Here is an 18,386-nt window from a genome sequence, read left to right on the forward strand (position 1 = left end):
ATTTGTAGAATTTACTCTTCACGAATTATTACTACCAATTGGATAAGTCGTTTTTAATTTATCTTTTATCACCGCAATGGATACGTGTCTATCAGTCTCTACTATTTGTAATCAAATACCCTTTTGATTGAATGACCTTTTTTATCTCATCGACATTCGTTTTAGTGGTATCAAATTCTATAATTGAAGTCCCTTCTTCAAAAGACGTAGATACATTTGTAACCCCGTCAATTTTGTTTACCGAATGGTTGATGTTTTCTTCACAACCCGAGCATACCATCCCTTCAATATTCAACTTTACAGTTTGAATATCGGTATTGTTTGTTGCAACAATTCCTACTTTCTCCGTTGAATGAAATATTTGTGGATAATAAGAAACCAATGTCATTACAACAACAAACACTGTAACCAACCACAAATAGAATTTCGACTTAAAAAATGATGGCTTAGCCATATCACAGTTACCACAATCGTCCACCTTCTTTTTTTTATAAACCTGATAAAAGGCCAGTCCCAATGACAAAAATGCTATAACCAACAGATAAGGTTTCAAGGCAATAAGCCAAGAAAAATAGACAGAACTTCCACTAATACCAGCTACACTTGTAAGTAGCAAAGGACCCCAGCAGCATAGTTTAAGGGAAACTGCTGAAAATACAGCAGTCCCCATAGATGTTTTTTTGTTCCATTTAGTAATTGCCATACCTAACAACTTCCTATTCCCGCGTTTACCAAATCCTCTTTTGTGATTTCGATTTTGGTGCAGCAATTCAGTAGTTTTCCGTCCACAGCAATGGCGGGAACTCTTGTAACCCCATATTCCTTCATTTTTGAAACACAGATTTTACTTTCGCATTGCTCGGACAGATTATGAAGTGTGATTTCGCAGTCCTTTCCTGCTGTCTCTTTTACTAATTGCACCACAGGCTCGCATACCGGGCAACCTGCTGTAAAAATCTCGATTTGTCGTTTCATCTTATTTAAGTTTAAATTAATAATGGAACAAAGATGAGAACGTGAGGTAGGGGGTCACCAAACTTTTTTTAACCTTTTTTTTCGTTGTAGTTTTTTAATCTGGTTTCAATAGTTTGGATTTCTTTTAAGCGATTGGTCAAATCGGATAATTCCAAATTGGGGAATTCACTTTTTAAATATTCAATTTTATCTTCATTGCCACAATTTCCTGGGCAAGAGTCCACGGCCTTTACAATTCCAATAGCAAGTGCTTTTCGATAGACTTCATCCAGCAGTAAGTAATGTGCTTTTTGAATCCCCTTATCAATGGATCTGAACTGTATGTTTATTTGTTCGGGGTCCTTTCCTTCATCAAGCATTTTAACAATGCCGTTTATTTGACCACTCAAAGTTTTTAATCTGGATTTAATATCCAAGATTAAATCAGTAGGTAATTTGTACTGTTCCATATTCATAATTTGTCCATTATAATGTTTAGCAACAACTTGAATTATTACATCTTTTATTTTCTTGAATTGGTGGGCAGGCCACAGTACCGTAAGAACAGAATACGCAGCAATCTCCTTCTTTTGGTTTAAGTATTTGTTTGCAATTATCACATTCATAAAAGAATTGACAGGATTCTGTTGGCATTTCTTCTACTTTTTTGTGTCCACAATTTGGACAGGTAATTTCTGATTTTAATTGGATTTCCATTAGTTTTTTCTGTCAGTTACTTTATAGCCTGTTGCGTTAATTGCATTTTCAATTTCTTTTTCATTGGTTTTGGTTTTATCAAACTCAATGATTGCATTTCCATTTTCGTAAGACGCCTTTGAGTTTACAATTCCGTTGAGTTTGTTTACTTCGTGATTGACGTGTTCTTCGCAACTTGCACAAGTCATTCCGCTAATTTTAAATTCCATTGTTTTAATATCCGATTTGTCAACTACGATTATTTGCTTTTCTATGTTTGGATAAAAAATGGATGAATAATATGGAAATGCCAGCATTATAATTGCAAATACAGTTACAATTCCTAAAAACTTTTTTGATTGTATAAATTTTGGTTTTTCGTCTGTTTCACATTCGCAGTCAATTTCTTTTTGAGGTTTTAGTTTTTGATACCAAGCAAAGCCGAGCACTAAAATTGTTAGCCCGATTAGATAAGGTCTAAAAGGCTCAAGCCAAGAAAATGTTGAGGCAATTCCACTTGTTCCCGCGATTAAAGCCAAAACGGGTGTAATACAACATAATGAAGCTGTAATAGCAGCAAGTAAACCTGCACCAATTAATTTGTTCTCACGTTTCATATCGTTTCTAAAACTTTGTTTTTATCGAGTATTTCAAAAAACGGATTTAATAATGTTGAATATTCAGGGGTTAGTGAGTAAAAAATCGTTTGAGCATCTCTTTCGGTTTCCAATAAATTTCTGTCCTTCATTTTTCTCAAATGTTGAGAGATAGCAGAAATATTCATTTCGAGAATATCACTTAAGTCGCAAACGCAAAGTCGTTTCTCCTCAAAGAGTAGGTAAAGAATTTTTAGCCGAACATTATTTCCGACTAAAGAAAGTCCATTTGCCAAATAGTCAAACGATTCATTTAATTCTGAAACTGTCTTTTTACAACGGTTTATCTGTTCAATATCTGCCTGTTGTCTTATGCAAGAATTATTTTTCATAAGGCAAAGTTACAATTATTTCTTATTTAAGCAAATACTTAAATACAAAAAAGAATGATATGTAAATTTTGATCATTATGTTCCTTTTGTTTTGATTTGTGTTTTGCAAAAACTAAAACTACCGAATTGTACATCTGTTCTTTTAGCTTGTAGGTGAAGGTATTGCTGGCTTTACAGTTAATTGTCTTTTAAAACTACAAAACAGAAAATTCTGTATGGTGTTGAATGGTGTTGTGTGGTCCTCTGATACACAGCGAATTTTGTCAAATCCTTTTTTTAATTCCGATGTTAATTCCTCTTCATTGTATTGTTTTATTTCAAGTCCGCTACATTTTTTTGGTCCGTTTTGTGAAAAGGTTCCTATTATTAAATAACCTCTTACAAATTTTGTCGCTATGTTAGTATATTTTTTAATCTGATCATCTGTTGTAAGAAAATGAAAAGTTGCTCTGTCGTGCCAAACATCGAAAGATGTATCTGGTTCAAATTCGGTAATGTCGCTTACAATCCAATTTACTTTACTTGCCTTTTCTCCCAGTCTTTTTTTAGCTTTCGCAATTGCTTTTTCTGAAATATCAAGTACAGTAATGTTATTATACCCTTCCTTGAGTAAATAGTCAACAAGTTTACTGTCGCCACCACCAATGTCTATAATTTTTGCCTTTTTATTTAGTTTGAACGAACGTATAAACTTCAGTGAAGTTTTTGGTATTTCTTGCGTCCAACTTACCTGGTCTGGATTTTTAGTTTCGTAAACTGTTTCCCAATGTTTCTTTCTGTCTAATTTCATTTTGATATCTAAATTCGGTTCATTGGTAAATCAATATATCATCTACTGATTTAAATACCCCTTTAATAGTGGTAAACACACCCTAAATCTCATCCAAGGATTTTCGGTTTTTGTCTACAGATTTCTTGAACTGCGTAGGTGTCATTCCGGTTACTTTTTTGAATTGATTGCTTAAGTACGCAACGCTACTATAATGTAGTTGAAAAGCTATCTCGCTTAATGTCAATTCGTCGTAGACAATGAGTTCTTTTACACGTTCAATTTTTTGGTTGATGATGTATTGCTCGAACGTGATGCTTTCTACCGACGAGAATAGGGAACTTAAATATTTATAGTCCAAGTTAAGTTCGCCAGTAACAATATCTGCCCATTTTAATTCGGTCTTTTCATTAGAATAATGTATCTTCTCAATTACCAAATTCTTCATTTGCTCAATAAGCTGACTTTTACGGTCGTCAATCAAACTAAATCCTGCATTTTGTAGCTTTTTTTGCAAAGATTCTTTTTCGAATTCATTGAGCATCGAAACCAATTCTACTTCTCCTAACTTGACAGCTTTGTAATCAATATTCAAGCCTACCAAAATTTGGGAAACTGCCGATAAACATCTCGGACAGACCATATTTTTTATGTGGATGGTATTATTCATAGGTTGAACAAATGCCTAATAAAATCTAAATTTAGATATATGATTAGTATTACAGCAGCAATAAATAATCCTATCATCGCTGAAATTCCGATTACCTTATCTTTTTTTGTAACCGGATTTTTCTGTTTATATGTATTTTTCTTGTTTTTTCTTCTATTTCTTCTACTTTCACTCATCATCTTTCTTCACTTTAAAATATTAAAGGCTGAAGAATCCGCTTTTACCAATTAACTCTAACCCTGATTATTTTAACGTATCTCTAACCTCACCACAGGTTAACATTGCTTCGCCATAATATGGGTTACGGACTTCTTCCTCTAAACTTATCCAGTACGCTCCCTTATTATTGTCTGCCATTGGACAAAACTGGATATAAACATTTTCATTGACCCCAAAGAGCTGTACACTACTTATCATATGCGCAGACAAATGCTTAAAATGCCCTCTTTGTTTTGAAATATCCGTATTACTTGAAATAGCATCTGCCGAAGTATTTAATTCTTTCTGAATGGTCATCCAATGGTTATGTGCTTTTTCATCAGACAACAACTTCATATCTACATATTTCAGGGATTGTATTATTTGTTTTCCTGCTTGCTGTGCACTTTTGGCATCGTCATTAACCAAAGCATCTTTCAAAAGAATATAATCATCAAAAACCTGTTTTAACTGGCCTTGAAATTTGTTTGAAACGGCTATCCTTTCTTTCATTTCTGAATGGTCAGTATTCCCCTTACTATCTCCAGAATTGTTTCCTTGTATACCTAAATGCCCTTCGTGACCGGTCATTGTTTTACCTCCTGCTGTGTTCATCATAGATTTTTTGCCTTGTAACTGTGCAGCAGCATCTACCGTAAACGTACCATTAGTTACAACCTCATCTCCATTTTCAAGACCTTCAATTATGGTATAGGTGTCTCCATTGGCATTACCGAGTAAGACTTCTCTCATTTCAAAAACAGCTTCGTTAGGATTAGTTTTAATATAAACCACAGAACGTTCACCAGTCCACATCACAGCTGTAGCAGGAACTGTTATTTTACTTGAAGTGCTTTCTTGAGCACCTTCAATTTTACCTTCGACAAACATTCCTGGTTTAAATAGGTCGTTCTTATTATTAAGTACAGCTCTAACTACGACGGTACGTGTAGAAGAATTTAATAAAGGGTCAATAAATGAAACCTTTGCATCAAATACTTCATTGCGATACGCATTGGTAGTCACTTTAATGGTTTGACCAACTTTCAAGGAAGCAATCTGATTCTCATAAGCATCAAATTCTGCCCATACTGTATTGAGATTGGCAATTTTGTATAAGGGTTGTCCTTGTTTTACATAGTCACCTTCTTCTACCATTTTCTGTGTTACCGTTCCTGATACGGTTGCGTACACAGGAAAGTTTTCTTGTACTTTCCCAGAGTTTTCTATGGCGTTGATTTGCTTTTCTGAAAGTTTCCAAAGTTTGAGCTTGTTTCTAACAGCTTTATATAATTCTGGTTGCGATTCTTTCAATGATGAAGCGGTAAGCAGTTCTTGTTGTGCCGCAACTAATTCTGGCGAATAAATAGTTGCCAAGCGTTGTCCTGCGCCAACACGTTCTCCTGTTGAATTAACGTATAGTTTTTCAATTCTTCCTCCAAAATATGTGACCTGTACGGCATTTGACTCTTCATTTGCTTTTATCTTTCCAGATAATTTTAGGGAATTATTTCCTATTTGTCCTTGTCCCACAAGTGACGTTTGAATATTGGCTAGAGCCATTGCGTTATCGGTCATTTTGATTTCATTGGCATTGAGGCCATCGGCACCCGATTCAGCTGGAATTAAATCCATTCCACATATTGGGCAGTCGCCAGGTTCTGGTTGCATAATCTGTGGGTGCATAGAACAGGTCCACATTTGATTAGTAGCAATTTCTTCTGAATGTTCGTGATTGTCTTTAGCACTATTTGTTGCCTTATCAGTAGAATCTCCACCGAACAGTAGAAAGCCACCTAGAAGGCCAACAATCAAGGCAATACCTATATAAATGATGTTTTTTTTCATTGTCTTTGTTTTTATTTGTTATTTTCTAATCGTTTAATCATTGCTTTCATTTCTGCAATTTCCTTTTCTTGTGCTTTAATTATATCATCTGCTAATTTCTTCACTTCCGGGTCTTGTATATCCGCTCGCTTACTGGTTAAAATGGCGATAGAGTGATGCGGAATCATAGCTTTCATATAGAGCACATCGCCAATAATTGGGGCCTGTGCCCTCACAAGGCCTAACGCGCCACCAAATAGAACAATACTTCCAAGAACAATTGCTATATTTTTCTTTTTGTTTTGGTACATATTACGCATTGTTACAAACATAATAATGGCCATAGCGGCAATACCCAAACAGCTCATATAAAATCGGGTAAGACTAAAATAGACGTGGTCAATTTCATAAGAGTTTAAGTACATTGTAACGTACATTGCTATGAAGGATGCCACGAGCATACCTACAAATTTTGTGTAGTTGTTTTTCTTTGAATTTTGATTTGAATTTTCCATTTTATGTTGGTTTTAGTGTTACTTATTTTCGTTTCTTTTTAACCAATTTTCTAATTGTGGGCGACGATATGTACCAAAGTAAGAACCCACTTAATACTGTAATTAACCCTAACAATGAAAACGCCCGCAGGATTATGGTATTAAAGTTGTCCCTGCCTTGATAGTCCATAGTGTGGTTCATCCACAAAAAATCGAACCAGCGCCAGTTTCTATGACGAACGGTCTGAAATGCACCATTTTCTATGGCGACATAAGCCTTCAAGTTTTGTGGGGTTTTATATGAAATCTCATAGGCTGGTAATGGACGACCACGGTATTCGTGATGTGCATCTACTTTCTCAATTCGTTTTATACCCCTTATTTCCAAATCGGGCAGCATATATCTATTGGCTACCTGTTTTGCTTCAGCTTTAGTAATACCATTTTTTTCATTTCCCGTTTTAGCACTAAATAAATTAGCTTCGTTAATCCAATAGTACGGCTCATTGGCTATTTCCAATAATTTTAGTGTTTGGATTGGTTCTTCACTCGCTAATTGCTCAGTCCCCAATAGGTTGGAAAAAGCAGTTTGCCGTGGCTTTTCTTTTTTGAACTGGTCGCCGTGTATTTCATCAATGTCCGTCCAGCTAAAATACATTCCGCTGATAGTCCACATCAAGAACTGAATGCCGAGGAATATACCCAAGTATCGGTGCGCTTTTCGAATCCATTTTGCTGTCTTTCTGTTGACCATACTTTCTATAATTTAATTCACAAAATATTTGACAATTATTCCACCTACCAACCAGACGTAACAGATATAGGCAACATACTTTAAAATCTTTTCAAGCAATGGGCTTTTAGGTGCCATCCCGCTCATCGTACTTTCAACACCCTTATTTTTAAAGAACCCTAAATAGTTGTTTGTAAAACCCTGTGTTTTCAGATTTTTTTCTTGTTGTCATTAACCATTTTAATTTAAGCTCTTAACTAAATAATTGAAGTGCCAATGCACCACCAACTATTAATATTAGGATTGTATATACTATATAATTGAGCCATTTTTTAACCACAGATTTACCTATTATTTGTTGGCAACCGTTCTTGCAACATTCTTTCATTGTTATAAATTCTTTTCTTTATTGTTATTTGCAAAACCATATAAATAATACTTGAAGATGAGAGGTAAACTTTAATGAACCAACCAAATTTTTACCCCTCAAAATCAAGCATCTTCACTAAACTTCTTTTCTGCGAAATTTTAATTTGCCCGACCTAGGAAGAGAGACGCTATATTTAGGGATTTAATCTCTCTCCCAGTTCAGGCTGCTATTAACCAAATCAACTTCTCTTTTTCAAAAGTTCATTGTGCCTGACTTGGGAAGGAACTAACACTAATCATCAACATTGTTTTCCTTCCCACGACAGGACTTTACAACTATTCAGGTAACCCTGCCATCTCCTAAGCTACTGTTAACTAATAAACCAGTATATTTAAAAGAGTATTAAAGGCAGGGGATTATTTATTGAATAGTTTTTTGCACTTTTCCACATTTAAGCATTCTGCTACCGTAATATGGGTTTTTTACTTCTTTGCTGGTACTCAACCACGCACTACCTTTATCGTACATTGGGCAAAATTGTTGGTAAAGCGTGTTTTTTGTTCCCGTAATAGCTACCAAATCTGTTATGTCCTTACTTAAGGTCTTAAAATGTTCGCGCTGGTGGTCTATGGCACTTTCAGAAATATGCTCGGCGTGCTCTACGGCATCTTCTATAATATCTTCTAATTCTTCTTGATTTTCTTTTGAATAACTGTCCGTATCAAAAGCTTTAAGAGAAACTACCAATTTAGACCCAGCTTGGGCTGCTTTTTTGGTGTCATCTGCAACCAAAGCATTTTTTAAATTAAAGTAATCACTTAAAATTGTTTCTGTTTTTGCATCACTTTTCATAGTTGTCATTTTACTATGATCCATTTTCATATCTTCGTGATCGTGGTTCATTTTTTCTTTTTCCTGTGCATTGGTAAAAGAAACTGCTAACAATAGCATTGCTGCAATACTCATTTTTAAATTTTTCATTTTAATTACTTTTAAATTATTGTTTATAAACTATCTTTTAATTGTGTGATAAAATTGATTAACTCTTCTGCTTCAGCTTCTGTAAATGTTGCCTCACTATGTATCAAAGTGTAAGAATCCAAAGGCATTTCGCCATTTTCAATCTGCTTGATAATAGACCTTAACTTACTTGCTTTTCTTCGGCTGGATAATGAATCCCATTCGTTGAAATTAAGTTCAGCTTTTCCTTCTTTAATATGGTCTTCCAAAAACCAAGCAACAGGTTGAATCTTATTATACCAAGGGTATTGAGTATTATTGCTGTGGCAATCATAGCAGGATACCTGTAACTTTTTTTGAATAGTTTCTGGTACATTATTGACCAGCATAAAATCAGTTGACGGTACAGTATCACTTTGATTGCGTGTAGTCGGAATAAATTGAATTCCCACGAACGCTACCAGTAGTACTATTGTTATAATCTTTACAATTTTCATTTAGTTAATTTCACGTTGTACTTTGCCGCATTTTAACATTTGACTACCATAGTATGGATTGCGCACTTCCTCTTTAGTACTTAGCCAAGCTGTACCGCCATCATACATAGGGCAAAACTGCTCGTAAAGCTTCATCTCTGCTCCTGTTATAGCAACCATATCTATAACATCTTTACTTAAAACTTTAAAATGTTCGCGCTGGTGTGCTATATCACTTTCTGAAATGTGTTCTGCGTGTTCAACTGCATCCTCTACAATATCCTTTAATTCCGATTGCTGGGTATCGTTATATTGTGAGGCGTCAAAATTTCCTAAGGATGTTGCTAGGGTTGCCCCAAGTTCTTTGGCTTTGCCATTATCATCTCCCACCAAGGCATTCTTTAAGTTGAAATAGTCATTTAATACCGCTTGTGTATTACTATCTCCACCCATTGCCATTTCCCTCTTTTCGCCGTCGTGATGACCATCACTGTTATCGTGGTTCATTTCTGAATGGTCTCCATCCGTGCTATTTTGTTCTTTGCTGTTGTCTTTACAAGACATTACTGTTAAGGTTATGAATGCTATCGCAACTATACCTAATGTTGATTTTAATTTGCTCATTTTGTTTTAATTTAAGTTTGTGTTTATTAATTATTATTACTGCCTTTTTATAGTGTCTTATAATTTTTCAATGACGTTTTCCAACATTGCAGTTATTTCGCTGGCTACCTCATTCAATTTTTCATTTTTTACAGCTTGCATTGAAGCCATTGGGTTTACGGCCGCAACTTCAATGATACCTGCTTCGATTTCCTGTACTATGACATTGCAGGGCAACATCGTTCCAATTTTATCTTCTGCTTGCAAAGCTTTATGTGCATAGGGCGGATTACAAGCTCCGAGTATCCTATACTTTTTAAAGTCTATATCCAGTTTTTTCTTTAGTGTTTCTGTTACATCAATTTCTGTAAGGATTCCAAAACCTTCTTCCTTTAATCCTTGTGTCACTTTCTCTATGACCTCTTCGAAGGTTCCATTGATTGTTTTATTAAAATAATAGTTCATCTTTTTTTAATTTTTAGTTGTTTAAAATCTTGCTAATAGTCCACCACCCAATCCATATCGGTTATTGTAGTTAGCTTGGATTGAAAAATTGCGCGAAAGAATGTATGCAACCCCTACCAACCATTGTGTTTCGCTTTCAAATGATTTATTATTCTCTAAATCATTGACCCATCCAAAATCTGCTCTGTATTCGTATTCGCCTTCCAAAAAAATTCTTGGAAAAATCAATAATTCTCTGTCCAAACGTATTCTTGGGCGTAGCTGATGGTCCATACTCACATCTACATTAAATCTATAAGGCGTAAAATACTTTACACCAACCAATCCTACGGTATTAAATGTATCGTAAGAATCTGGTGTTGACGTTTCGGTATTTACTCCTGCATAAACACGTACCCAATCGTTCAGATACCTATTATAACTTATTTCGGCTTCAAGATTTTGGTCGTAATCGAACTCTGTTCTCAAACCAAATTCATTTCGGATATTGCTCGACGTTAAAAAGAGTTCATTAAAATTTGAACCTGCACGAGCCAATCCCCACGAATAATAATGGTCTGTCTCATCGATAAGTTTCTGAACTGGATAATCTTTCATTCTATCATCCCTTGGGGTATCGTAACTAAACACTCTTGCCATACCACCCATCATATGGTACAATACGTGACAATGAAAGAACCAATCGCCATACTCTTCGTTATAAAATTCAATAATAACTTTCTGCATTGGTGGTACGTTCACGGTATGCTTTAATGGGGAACGTTCTCCTTTTTCATTAATGACTCTGAAAAAATGACCGTGCAAGTGCATTGGATGGTGCATCATAGTCAGGTTATTTAATGTAATTCTGGTTACCTCGCCTCCTTTTATATTTATCTTATCGGTTTCTGATAATGGAACCCCATTCATACTCCATACATAGCGATTCATATTACCTGTTAGGTTAAGCAACACTTCATTTACTGGTAAATCTGCCTTAAATTCAGTTTTTTCTTTTGCCTCTAAAAAATCATAGTTGAAGTATGTCTTTCGCTCCTCATAATCAAAAGAAGTAGAATCCTTCTGCATCATTGGCATATTGTGCATATGACCTTCCATTTTATTTGATGCTCCATTATGGCTCATTGACATCGAGTCTTTTTTCATTCCCATTGTATCATCCATCTTCATATCCATTTGGTCATTCATTTTGCCATCTTTCATCGACATCTTATCGTTCCCCATTTTCATCTCGCCGTCCTTCATATTCATCTTCATTCCGTACTTCTGCATTAAAACTTCGGGTGTATTCTTCTTCTTGTTTCCAACCATTGCAGGTGCTCCCATTTTCATATCCATTTTAGCCATTTGCTTCATCATCGCTACCTTATCAGGTCTATCAATTCTTTTGGCTGGGTAAAGAGTGCCATTACCTAACTGTATAGAGGTATGACCTGAACCATCTTGAGCGGTTGCGGTAATTTCAATAGTTCCTTCTGGAATAGTTACAATTACATCATACGTTTCGGCTATGCCAAAGAGAAATCTGCTTTTGGAAACGGGTTGCACGTCAACACCATCACTGGAAACCAACATTGGGTTACCTCCGCCAAAGTCCATCCAATAATAGGTAGAAGCCGATGCGTTAATGAAGCGAAGCCTTACTTTTTCGCCAGCCGTAAATTCTGGATACTCTGCCAGTTTTTTACCGTTGGACAAAAATGCGGGATAATAAATGTCTGCAATATCTGCACCTTCCATTCTGTCCCGCCAAAATTTGAATTGTGCTCCTAATGCACCTTCTTTTATTACTCTACTTAAAGGTACTGCTGTTCCTTTTTTTACTTGATACCATTCGTTTCCTCTTTTAAGGTTACGTAATACATTCATTGGTTTTTCGTTTGTCCAATCCGAAAGAACTACCACTAAATCCTTGTCGTAGTCCAATGTTTTTTCTTTGGGCTGAATAACGATGGAACCGTACACTCCTTTTTGCTCCTGAAGCATTGTATGGGAATGGTACCAATATGTTCCCGATTGGTTGATTGGAATCCTGTATTGGAAGGTTGTTCCTGGCTCAATCGGTGGGGTAGTTAAATATGGAACCCCGTCGTAAAAATTGGGAAGTATCAATCCGTGCCAATGCACTGAAGTTTCTTCATCCATTTTATTGGTTACGTTGATTATAGCAAGGTCTCCTTCATTAAATTCCAAAACAGGCCCAGGGATACCTCCATTGATGGTCATTGCATTGGCAGTAACACCTCCAAGTGTCATTTCGTTTTCCTCAATGGTAAGGTTATACTCCTTAACAGGTCGCCCATCTTCCTTTCTATCATTTCCGTTTGTGCCTACTTGGGCAAAAATTGAAGTTGTGAAAAGTAATAGCGTAATAATTTTTATTGTTTTCATTTTGTCAAATAATTTATGATGGCATATTCTGTATAATACCCTCTATTAGATTCGATTAAATTGATTTGAAACCTTAACTGCAATTCTTGTACATCGAGCACATCGTTAAAATCTATAGTTCCGGTTTCGTAATTCTTAATGAGAATTTCTTCGGCGTCATTCGCCTGCTTTAAATTGTCTGTTTGTACATTAAACTTAATTCTCATTGTATTTCTATTATAAATAGCTTGTGCAAGACGTGTTTCAAGGTTATTGAGCCTCTCTTCTTTCTGTGATTTTATTTCCAATTGTTTCAATTCATTTTGCTTTGTCACTGACTTATATTTATTATTGAAAATGGGAATTGAAATAGAAACCATAGGCATCACAATGTCTTTACCATTATCGGAAAAATTCATATCTGGACGTTCTGACACAGGCACATAGTCCAAACCAAAACCGATATTGGGCGCACTCTCTTTTTGGTTTAATAATTCGGCTTCTTCGATAGATTCATATAATTTATCGTATTTGATAAGTTCTGGGTTAAGCTGTAGATTGTCAGTCAAAATAAACACATCTTCTTCGGGAATTATCATCTGCTTTACGACCTCTACGGCAATATTTTCATCACGATTCAAAAGATTATTAAAGAGCGCTTGCTCCGCCAAATAATCCTGTTCCAGCACTTCTTTCTGCTGAATCAACTCGTTCTGTCTTATCTGAAGGCGAAGTACATCAACCGCTGATGCCTTTCCCACTTCTACAGAGGTTAATGCAAGGCGTTCATAGGTTTCCAGAAGTTCTATATTCTCATCCAGAATACCCTGTTTTGCACTTATGGCATAGAGTTTATAATAGGATTGGGATACTGATAACGAAAGTTTTCTTTTTGCAATCGCTATATCAACAAATTGGGCTTCGGCCATTGATGAAGCATAGTTTTCCCTTGCTGATATGGTTCCAAACCAAGGCAACATTTGCTTTACTGAAAAACGTGCACGTTGCGCCCCTGTTCGGGTTTCTGGTTCGCTCACAAAGTAGCCTACGCCAATCTCTGTATTTGGTAACCAATCTGCTTCATTTACCTTTTCTTCCGCTATGTTGTAGCGCAATTCAAAAGCTTGGATTTCTGGATTGTTCTTTTCAGCTTCCTGAATATAGGATGCTAAATCTTGTGCATTTACTTCCGCGAAAGCGAAAAAAACAAGTGCTATTAAAATTATATATCTCATTTTGTAGCTCGTTTTAATTGAAATTCTTCTTTCCAGCTAAATAAAACTGGCACAACAAATAGGGTTACAAGTGCAATTAACATCCCACCAAAAGAAGGAATAGCCATTGGAATCATTATATCACTCCCTCGACCTGTTGATGTTAATACAGGCAACAAAGCAAGAATAGTTGTCGCCGTTGTCATTAAACACGGACGGATACGTTTTTCTCCTGCCTCAACTACGGATGCCCTAATGCTTTTTCTATCTTTAGGTTTGTTTTTGTCAAAGGTTTGCGTAAGGTAGGTAGCCATTACTACGCCATCATCGGTAGCAATACCGAATAGAGCAATAAAACCAACCCATACAGCGACACTTAAATTAATGGTGTGCATTTGAAAGAGGTCTCGTAAATTTTCTCCGAAAAAGCTGAAGTTTAAGAACCAATCTTGGCCGTAGAACCATATCATTAAAAAACCTCCCGCAAAGGCGACAGCAATTCCAGTAAAGACCATTAATGACGTTCCAACAGAACGGAACTGGAAATATAGGATTAGAAAAATAATAGCCAAAGCCAGAGGTACTACCACGCTCAATGTTTTTTCTGCTCGTAACTGATTTTCATACGTTCCCGTAAATTGATAATTGATACCCTTTGGAACGGTCAATTCGCCATTGTCAATTTTTTCTTGAATAAGGGCTTGGGCATTTTCCACCACATCTACTTCGGCGAAACCATCTAATTTATCAAAAAGGACATAGCCTACTAAAAAAGTGTCTTCACTCTTTATAACCTGTGGTCCTTTCTCATATCTAATAGTGACCAACTCACTTAACGGAACCGGACTTCCTTTTTCTACAGGCACATAAATATCTTTTAAATCGTTTGGATTTGCGCGTAATTCCCTTGGGTAGCGTACACGAATACCATAGCGCTCCCTACCTTCTACTGTTTGTGAAAGCACCATACCACCAACAGAAACCTGTATAACTTGCTGTACTTGCTCTATGGTTATGCCATAGCGCGCAAGTCGTTCTCTGTCAATATCTATAAGTAGGTATGGCTTCCCCACAATACGGTCGGCAAAAACTGCTTCATCCTTTACACCCTCTGCTTGTTTTAAGATATCTTCCAATTGTACCCCAAACGCCTCAATTTCTTTTAAATCCTGTCCTTTTACCTTAATCCCCATAGGTGCTCGCATACCAGTCTGTAGCATCACCAAGCGTGTTTCTATGGGCTGTAGCTTGGGTGCAGAAGTAACACCTGGAAGCTTTGTAACCCTTACGATTTCTTTCCAAATATCGTCTGGCGATTCAATTTCAGGTCGCCAATTTCTAAAGTACTCTCCATCGTCATCTGGTATTAGCTGTGAACTTGTCACAGAGAATGGGTCTGTAATTTTTGAGGCTTTATAGTCATCATCTTCTACTTCAATTTCGCTATTAGGGTTGGTTACTAAACTGCCATCCTTTAAAACAAATAAGCCGTCTTCGTTTACCTTAAAGCGTTGTCTTTTGCGATTTTCATTTAAAATATATTCAGATTTATATTGAATAACATTCTCATACATCGATAACGGTGCAGGGTCTAATGCTGATTCTGTACGCCCAGATTTACCGACTACGGTTTCAATTTCTGGGATACTGGCTACTGCCATATCCAATTGTTGTAATACGCGTTTGTTTTCTTCAACGCCGGCGTGTGGCATTGATGTGGGCATTAACAAAAAAGAACCTTCATTAAGTGACGGCATAAATTCCTTACCTGTATTATTCATAATCATAACTCCAAAAATTACGATGGTTGTAGGTACAGAAAGGAACAACAGCTTGTTGCGTAATGCCCAATTTAATATTCGAACATAATAATTTCTAAAAAGTGTAAATACACCCAAAAGACCAAAACAGATAAGACCAACGAAGATTAAGTTTATAAGGATACTTCTATCTACTCCCAGTGGTCTCCAATATTCCGCCAATAGGAATATGATAGCAAAAGCCGAAACAAATATATTGATGATGTTGGCGCGTTTTGACGTAATCTTTTCCTTTAGTGAAAGGAAGCCAACAACGCCAAATGCAACTAATATTAATCCAAGCGGATAGCCTAAAATTAAAGATAAAACGCCAAAAACAATCAATGCTCCATTTAGCATATAACTAAAAGAAGTTTTTAAATTTCTCTTTTTAAATAAATAGGCCGCAAATGGTGGAATTAAAAATAGGGCAACAATAAGAGATGCGGTGAGTGCTGCCGTTTTTGTAAATGCCAATGGCCTAAACAATTTCCCTTCTGCACCAATCATAGTAAATACAGGAATGAAACTAATAATAGTGGTCATTACTGCCGTTAAGATGGCGCCAGAAACTTCGGCAGTCGCATTATAAACTACCGTATTCATAGGTAGCTTTTCTTCATTTTCATCAATATGCCGCAAGACATTTTCCGAAAGGATAACGCCCACATCGACCATAGTTCCAATAGCAATTGCAATACCAGATAAGGCGACAATATTTGCATCTACATTGAACAGTTTCATAGAAATAAAGACCATCAAAACCGCAACAGGCAATAATCCGGAAATCAATACGGAAGCCCTTAAATTGAAGACCATTATGATAATCACAAAAATGGTAATCAATATCTCTAAAGTTAGCGCTTCATCAAGTGTGCCCAAGGTTTCTTGGATTAGTTCTGTTCTGTCATAAAAGGGTACGATGGTTAATTGCGAAGTCCTCCCATCGCTTAATGTTTTTGATGGAAGCCCAGAACTTAACTCGTTTATTTTTTCTTTAACATTGTTGATGACTTCCATAGGATTGGCCCCATAACGAGCCACTACAACACCACCAACAACCTCGGCTCCTTCCTTGTCCAATAAGCCTCTTCTTGTAGCAGGACCGTGTGTTACTTTCGCAATATCCTTTATACGGATGGATGTAAAATCTTTTGAAGTAACTACCGCGTTTTCTAAATCAGATAGTTTCTTAATATAACCCAATCCTCTTATAAGGTATTCAGCTTGGTTGATTTCAAGCGTTTGTGCACCAACATCTTTGTTGCTTTGTTTTACTGCTTTTACAACCTCACTCAAGCCTATGTTGTATTGCCGCATTAATTCGGGATTAACATCCACTTGATATTCCAAAACATATCCGCCGATGGAAGCCACTTCTGAAACGCCACTCGCAGATGACAACGCATATTTCACGTAGAAGTCTTGAATGCTTCTTAATTCTTGTAAATCCCATCCACCTGTAACATTACCATCTTTATCACGTCCCTCAAGGGTGTACCAATATATTTGCCCTAATCCTGTGGCATCGGGACCTAGAGCTGGATTAACGCCTTCTGGTAGAAGTCCGGCTGGTAATGAGTTTAATTTTTCAAGTATTCGGCTTCTGCTCCAATAAAATTCAATATCTTCTTCGAAAATGATATAAATGCTCGAAAACCCGAACATAGATGAACTACGTATTGTTTTAACCCCTGGAATACCAAGAAGCGATGTGGTTAGAGGATAAGTAATTTGATCCTCAATATCTTGAGGGGAACGACCATCCCATTTAGTAAATACAATTTGTTGGTTTTCGCCAATATCTGGTATGGCATCTACGGCAACAGGGTCTCGAGGAAGTGAGCCTGTATTCCATTCAAACGGGGCGTTTACGACTCCCCAAGCAATAAAAAGTGTAAGTAGTAGAACGGCTACTAGCTTGTTCTCGATTAAAAATTTGATGCTTTTATTCAGCATTACAATGATTATTAAATAGTTATACATCGAATAATATCTTGATAAAATCAAAACATTAAACACAACAAAGTAAGCCCAAGATGGAAGTAACCATAGAGCAAATCTTTCCGATAATTATCGGAAACTGTTTAAAATCAAATTAAATACGTCTCGTGCAGTTTTTGTATATCCCGTATGAGAAAGGGAACCGCATAATCTCTAAATGGTACAATGTGTGAATCAAGAGTCTCAAAGAGATTGATATAAGAATGTACAAAAGAGACAACAAAGACTTGTTGCTCAAAATTTAAGGTGTTAAAAGACATCTTCAGGTCGTCCTGACCTTCAACAACTAATTGCTTATCTGAACAGCAGGAATCATCCTGAACTTCACTTTGACAATCATTTTTGGATAGTTGTTTATCCATTCCGCAAGTTTCAACGTGCCCAAATAAAGAAGAATCCACTAAAGTATCGCCACAGTAATGACTATCAATAGTAAAAGAAACTGTTGACAATAGCACGATAAGTGCTATACTAAAAGATGATATTTTGTAGAAAATCTTTTTCATTAATGTTGCAAATTTATAAAAAAATTTATCTCAATTTGTTTATTTAACAATTTTTTTTGATTTATCAATGTTTATTTTGCACGAAACCGCTTAAATATTATTTGCAAATAAAATTCTTTTGCAGCTTCCTTTATATGATATAAATCATAGTTCTGTTGAACTTTTAGAATTATATTTGTACTGATTAATTTTGTTGTTTTTTTGTAAAAAACTGATAATAAAATAATTGAACAGTTTAATTTTATTTTCCAAAATCCTTTAATGTTAATCAAAATTTATTAACTTTACAA

General features: G+C 36.0%; 20 protein-coding genes. 1 reads left to right on the forward strand and 19 read right to left on the reverse strand.

All coding sequences use genetic code 11. From position 1 onward, the window contains the following. Window positions 1-91: 91 nt before the first annotated feature. The 8 genes from merTP (D9R05_RS05795) to D9R05_RS05830 form a co-directional block, all read right to left on the reverse strand. On the reverse strand, window positions 92-670 hold the full coding sequence (gene merTP / locus D9R05_RS05795; protein WP_240462945.1) for a mercuric transport protein MerTP: 579 nt from the start codon (window positions 668-670) through the stop codon (window positions 92-94). 35 nt (window positions 671-705) lie between these two features. Continuing rightward, window positions 706-975 (reverse strand): thioredoxin family protein, encoded by a 270-nt coding sequence (locus D9R05_RS05800; protein ID WP_072316380.1) that lies wholly within the window; start codon window positions 973-975, stop codon window positions 706-708. 68 nt (window positions 976-1,043) lie between these two features. Then, window positions 1,044-1,430, reverse strand: coding sequence for a metal-sensing transcriptional repressor (locus D9R05_RS05805; RefSeq protein WP_072316381.1), 387 nt, complete (start codon window positions 1,428-1,430; stop codon window positions 1,044-1,046). Between the two features lie 19 nt (window positions 1,431-1,449). Beyond that, complete coding sequence (locus D9R05_RS15595; RefSeq protein WP_072316382.1) at window positions 1,450-1,671, reverse strand: GDCCVxC domain-containing (seleno)protein; 222 nt, start codon at window positions 1,669-1,671, stop codon at window positions 1,450-1,452. Continuing rightward, entirely contained in the window at window positions 1,671-2,267 is a 597-nt protein-coding gene (gene merTP / locus D9R05_RS05815; protein WP_013072783.1) for a mercuric transport protein MerTP, read from the reverse strand. Before merTP (D9R05_RS05815) ends, D9R05_RS15595 begins: the two co-directional genes overlap by 1 nt. Further along, entirely contained in the window at window positions 2,264-2,638 is a 375-nt protein-coding gene (locus tag D9R05_RS05820) for an ArsR/SmtB family transcription factor (protein ID WP_008992796.1), read from the reverse strand. Before D9R05_RS05820 ends, merTP (D9R05_RS05815) begins: the two co-directional genes overlap by 4 nt. 142 nt (window positions 2,639-2,780) lie before the next feature. Further along, window positions 2,781-3,428, reverse strand: coding sequence for a class I SAM-dependent methyltransferase (locus D9R05_RS05825; protein WP_121666298.1), 648 nt, complete (start codon window positions 3,426-3,428; stop codon window positions 2,781-2,783). A gap of 82 nt (window positions 3,429-3,510) precedes the next feature. After that, entirely contained in the window at window positions 3,511-4,077 is a 567-nt protein-coding gene (locus D9R05_RS05830) for a helix-turn-helix domain-containing protein (RefSeq protein WP_121666299.1), read from the reverse strand. Between the two features lie 39 nt (window positions 4,078-4,116). Here D9R05_RS05830 and D9R05_RS15460 point away from each other — a divergent pair, with 39 nt between their 5' ends. Beyond that, the gene (locus D9R05_RS15460; protein WP_162984913.1) at window positions 4,117-4,308 is read left to right on the forward strand and encodes a hypothetical protein; all 192 of its coding nucleotides are present in this window, start codon (window positions 4,117-4,119) and stop codon (window positions 4,306-4,308) included. Window positions 4,309-4,320: 12 nt separating this feature from the next. Here D9R05_RS15460 and D9R05_RS05840 read toward each other — a convergent pair whose 3' ends face one another. The 11 genes from D9R05_RS05840 to D9R05_RS05895 form a co-directional block, all read right to left on the reverse strand. Continuing rightward, on the reverse strand, window positions 4,321-6,123 hold the full coding sequence (locus tag D9R05_RS05840; protein WP_121666301.1) for an efflux RND transporter periplasmic adaptor subunit: 1,803 nt from the start codon (window positions 6,121-6,123) through the stop codon (window positions 4,321-4,323). Between the two features lie 11 nt (window positions 6,124-6,134). Further along, window positions 6,135-6,617, reverse strand: a complete 483-nt coding sequence (locus tag D9R05_RS05845; RefSeq protein WP_008992801.1) for a DUF305 domain-containing protein — start codon at window positions 6,615-6,617, stop codon at window positions 6,135-6,137. Window positions 6,618-6,639: 22 nt separating this feature from the next. Continuing rightward, entirely contained in the window at window positions 6,640-7,350 is a 711-nt protein-coding gene (locus tag D9R05_RS05850) for a PepSY domain-containing protein (protein ID WP_008616453.1), read from the reverse strand. Between the two features lie 769 nt (window positions 7,351-8,119). Further along, the gene (locus tag D9R05_RS05860) at window positions 8,120-8,680 is read right to left on the reverse strand and encodes a DUF3347 domain-containing protein (protein WP_121666302.1); all 561 of its coding nucleotides are present in this window, start codon (window positions 8,678-8,680) and stop codon (window positions 8,120-8,122) included. A gap of 23 nt (window positions 8,681-8,703) precedes the next feature. Continuing rightward, the gene (locus tag D9R05_RS05865) at window positions 8,704-9,156 is read right to left on the reverse strand and encodes a heme-binding domain-containing protein (RefSeq protein WP_121666303.1); all 453 of its coding nucleotides are present in this window, start codon (window positions 9,154-9,156) and stop codon (window positions 8,704-8,706) included. Next, on the reverse strand, window positions 9,157-9,759 hold the full coding sequence (locus D9R05_RS05870; RefSeq protein ID WP_072316388.1) for a DUF3347 domain-containing protein: 603 nt from the start codon (window positions 9,757-9,759) through the stop codon (window positions 9,157-9,159). Between the two features lie 57 nt (window positions 9,760-9,816). After that, window positions 9,817-10,203 (reverse strand): DUF302 domain-containing protein, encoded by a 387-nt coding sequence (locus tag D9R05_RS05875; protein WP_008991354.1) that lies wholly within the window; start codon window positions 10,201-10,203, stop codon window positions 9,817-9,819. Window positions 10,204-10,224: 21 nt separating this feature from the next. Further along, entirely contained in the window at window positions 10,225-12,594 is a 2,370-nt protein-coding gene (locus tag D9R05_RS05880; protein WP_121666304.1) for a multicopper oxidase domain-containing protein, read from the reverse strand. After that, window positions 12,591-13,808: a TolC family protein gene (locus D9R05_RS05885; RefSeq protein ID WP_121666305.1), complete on the reverse strand. Its 1,218-nt coding sequence runs from the start codon at window positions 13,806-13,808 to the stop codon at window positions 12,591-12,593. Before D9R05_RS05885 ends, D9R05_RS05880 begins: the two co-directional genes overlap by 4 nt. Beyond that, window positions 13,805-17,545 carry an efflux RND transporter permease subunit gene (locus D9R05_RS05890; RefSeq protein WP_121666507.1) on the reverse strand — a complete coding sequence of 1,247 codons (3,741 nt, stop codon included), beginning with the start codon at window positions 17,543-17,545 and terminating at the stop codon, window positions 13,805-13,807. Before D9R05_RS05890 ends, D9R05_RS05885 begins: the two co-directional genes overlap by 4 nt. Before the next feature lie 134 nt (window positions 17,546-17,679). Continuing rightward, entirely contained in the window at window positions 17,680-18,096 is a 417-nt protein-coding gene (locus D9R05_RS05895) for an HYC_CC_PP family protein (protein ID WP_121666306.1), read from the reverse strand. Window positions 18,097-18,386 lie beyond the last annotated feature (290 nt).

Origin of the sequence: Mesonia aquimarina (genome assembly GCF_003667275.1) — a bacterium.
Lineage (GTDB): Bacteria > Bacteroidota > Bacteroidia > Flavobacteriales > Flavobacteriaceae > Mesonia > Mesonia aquimarina.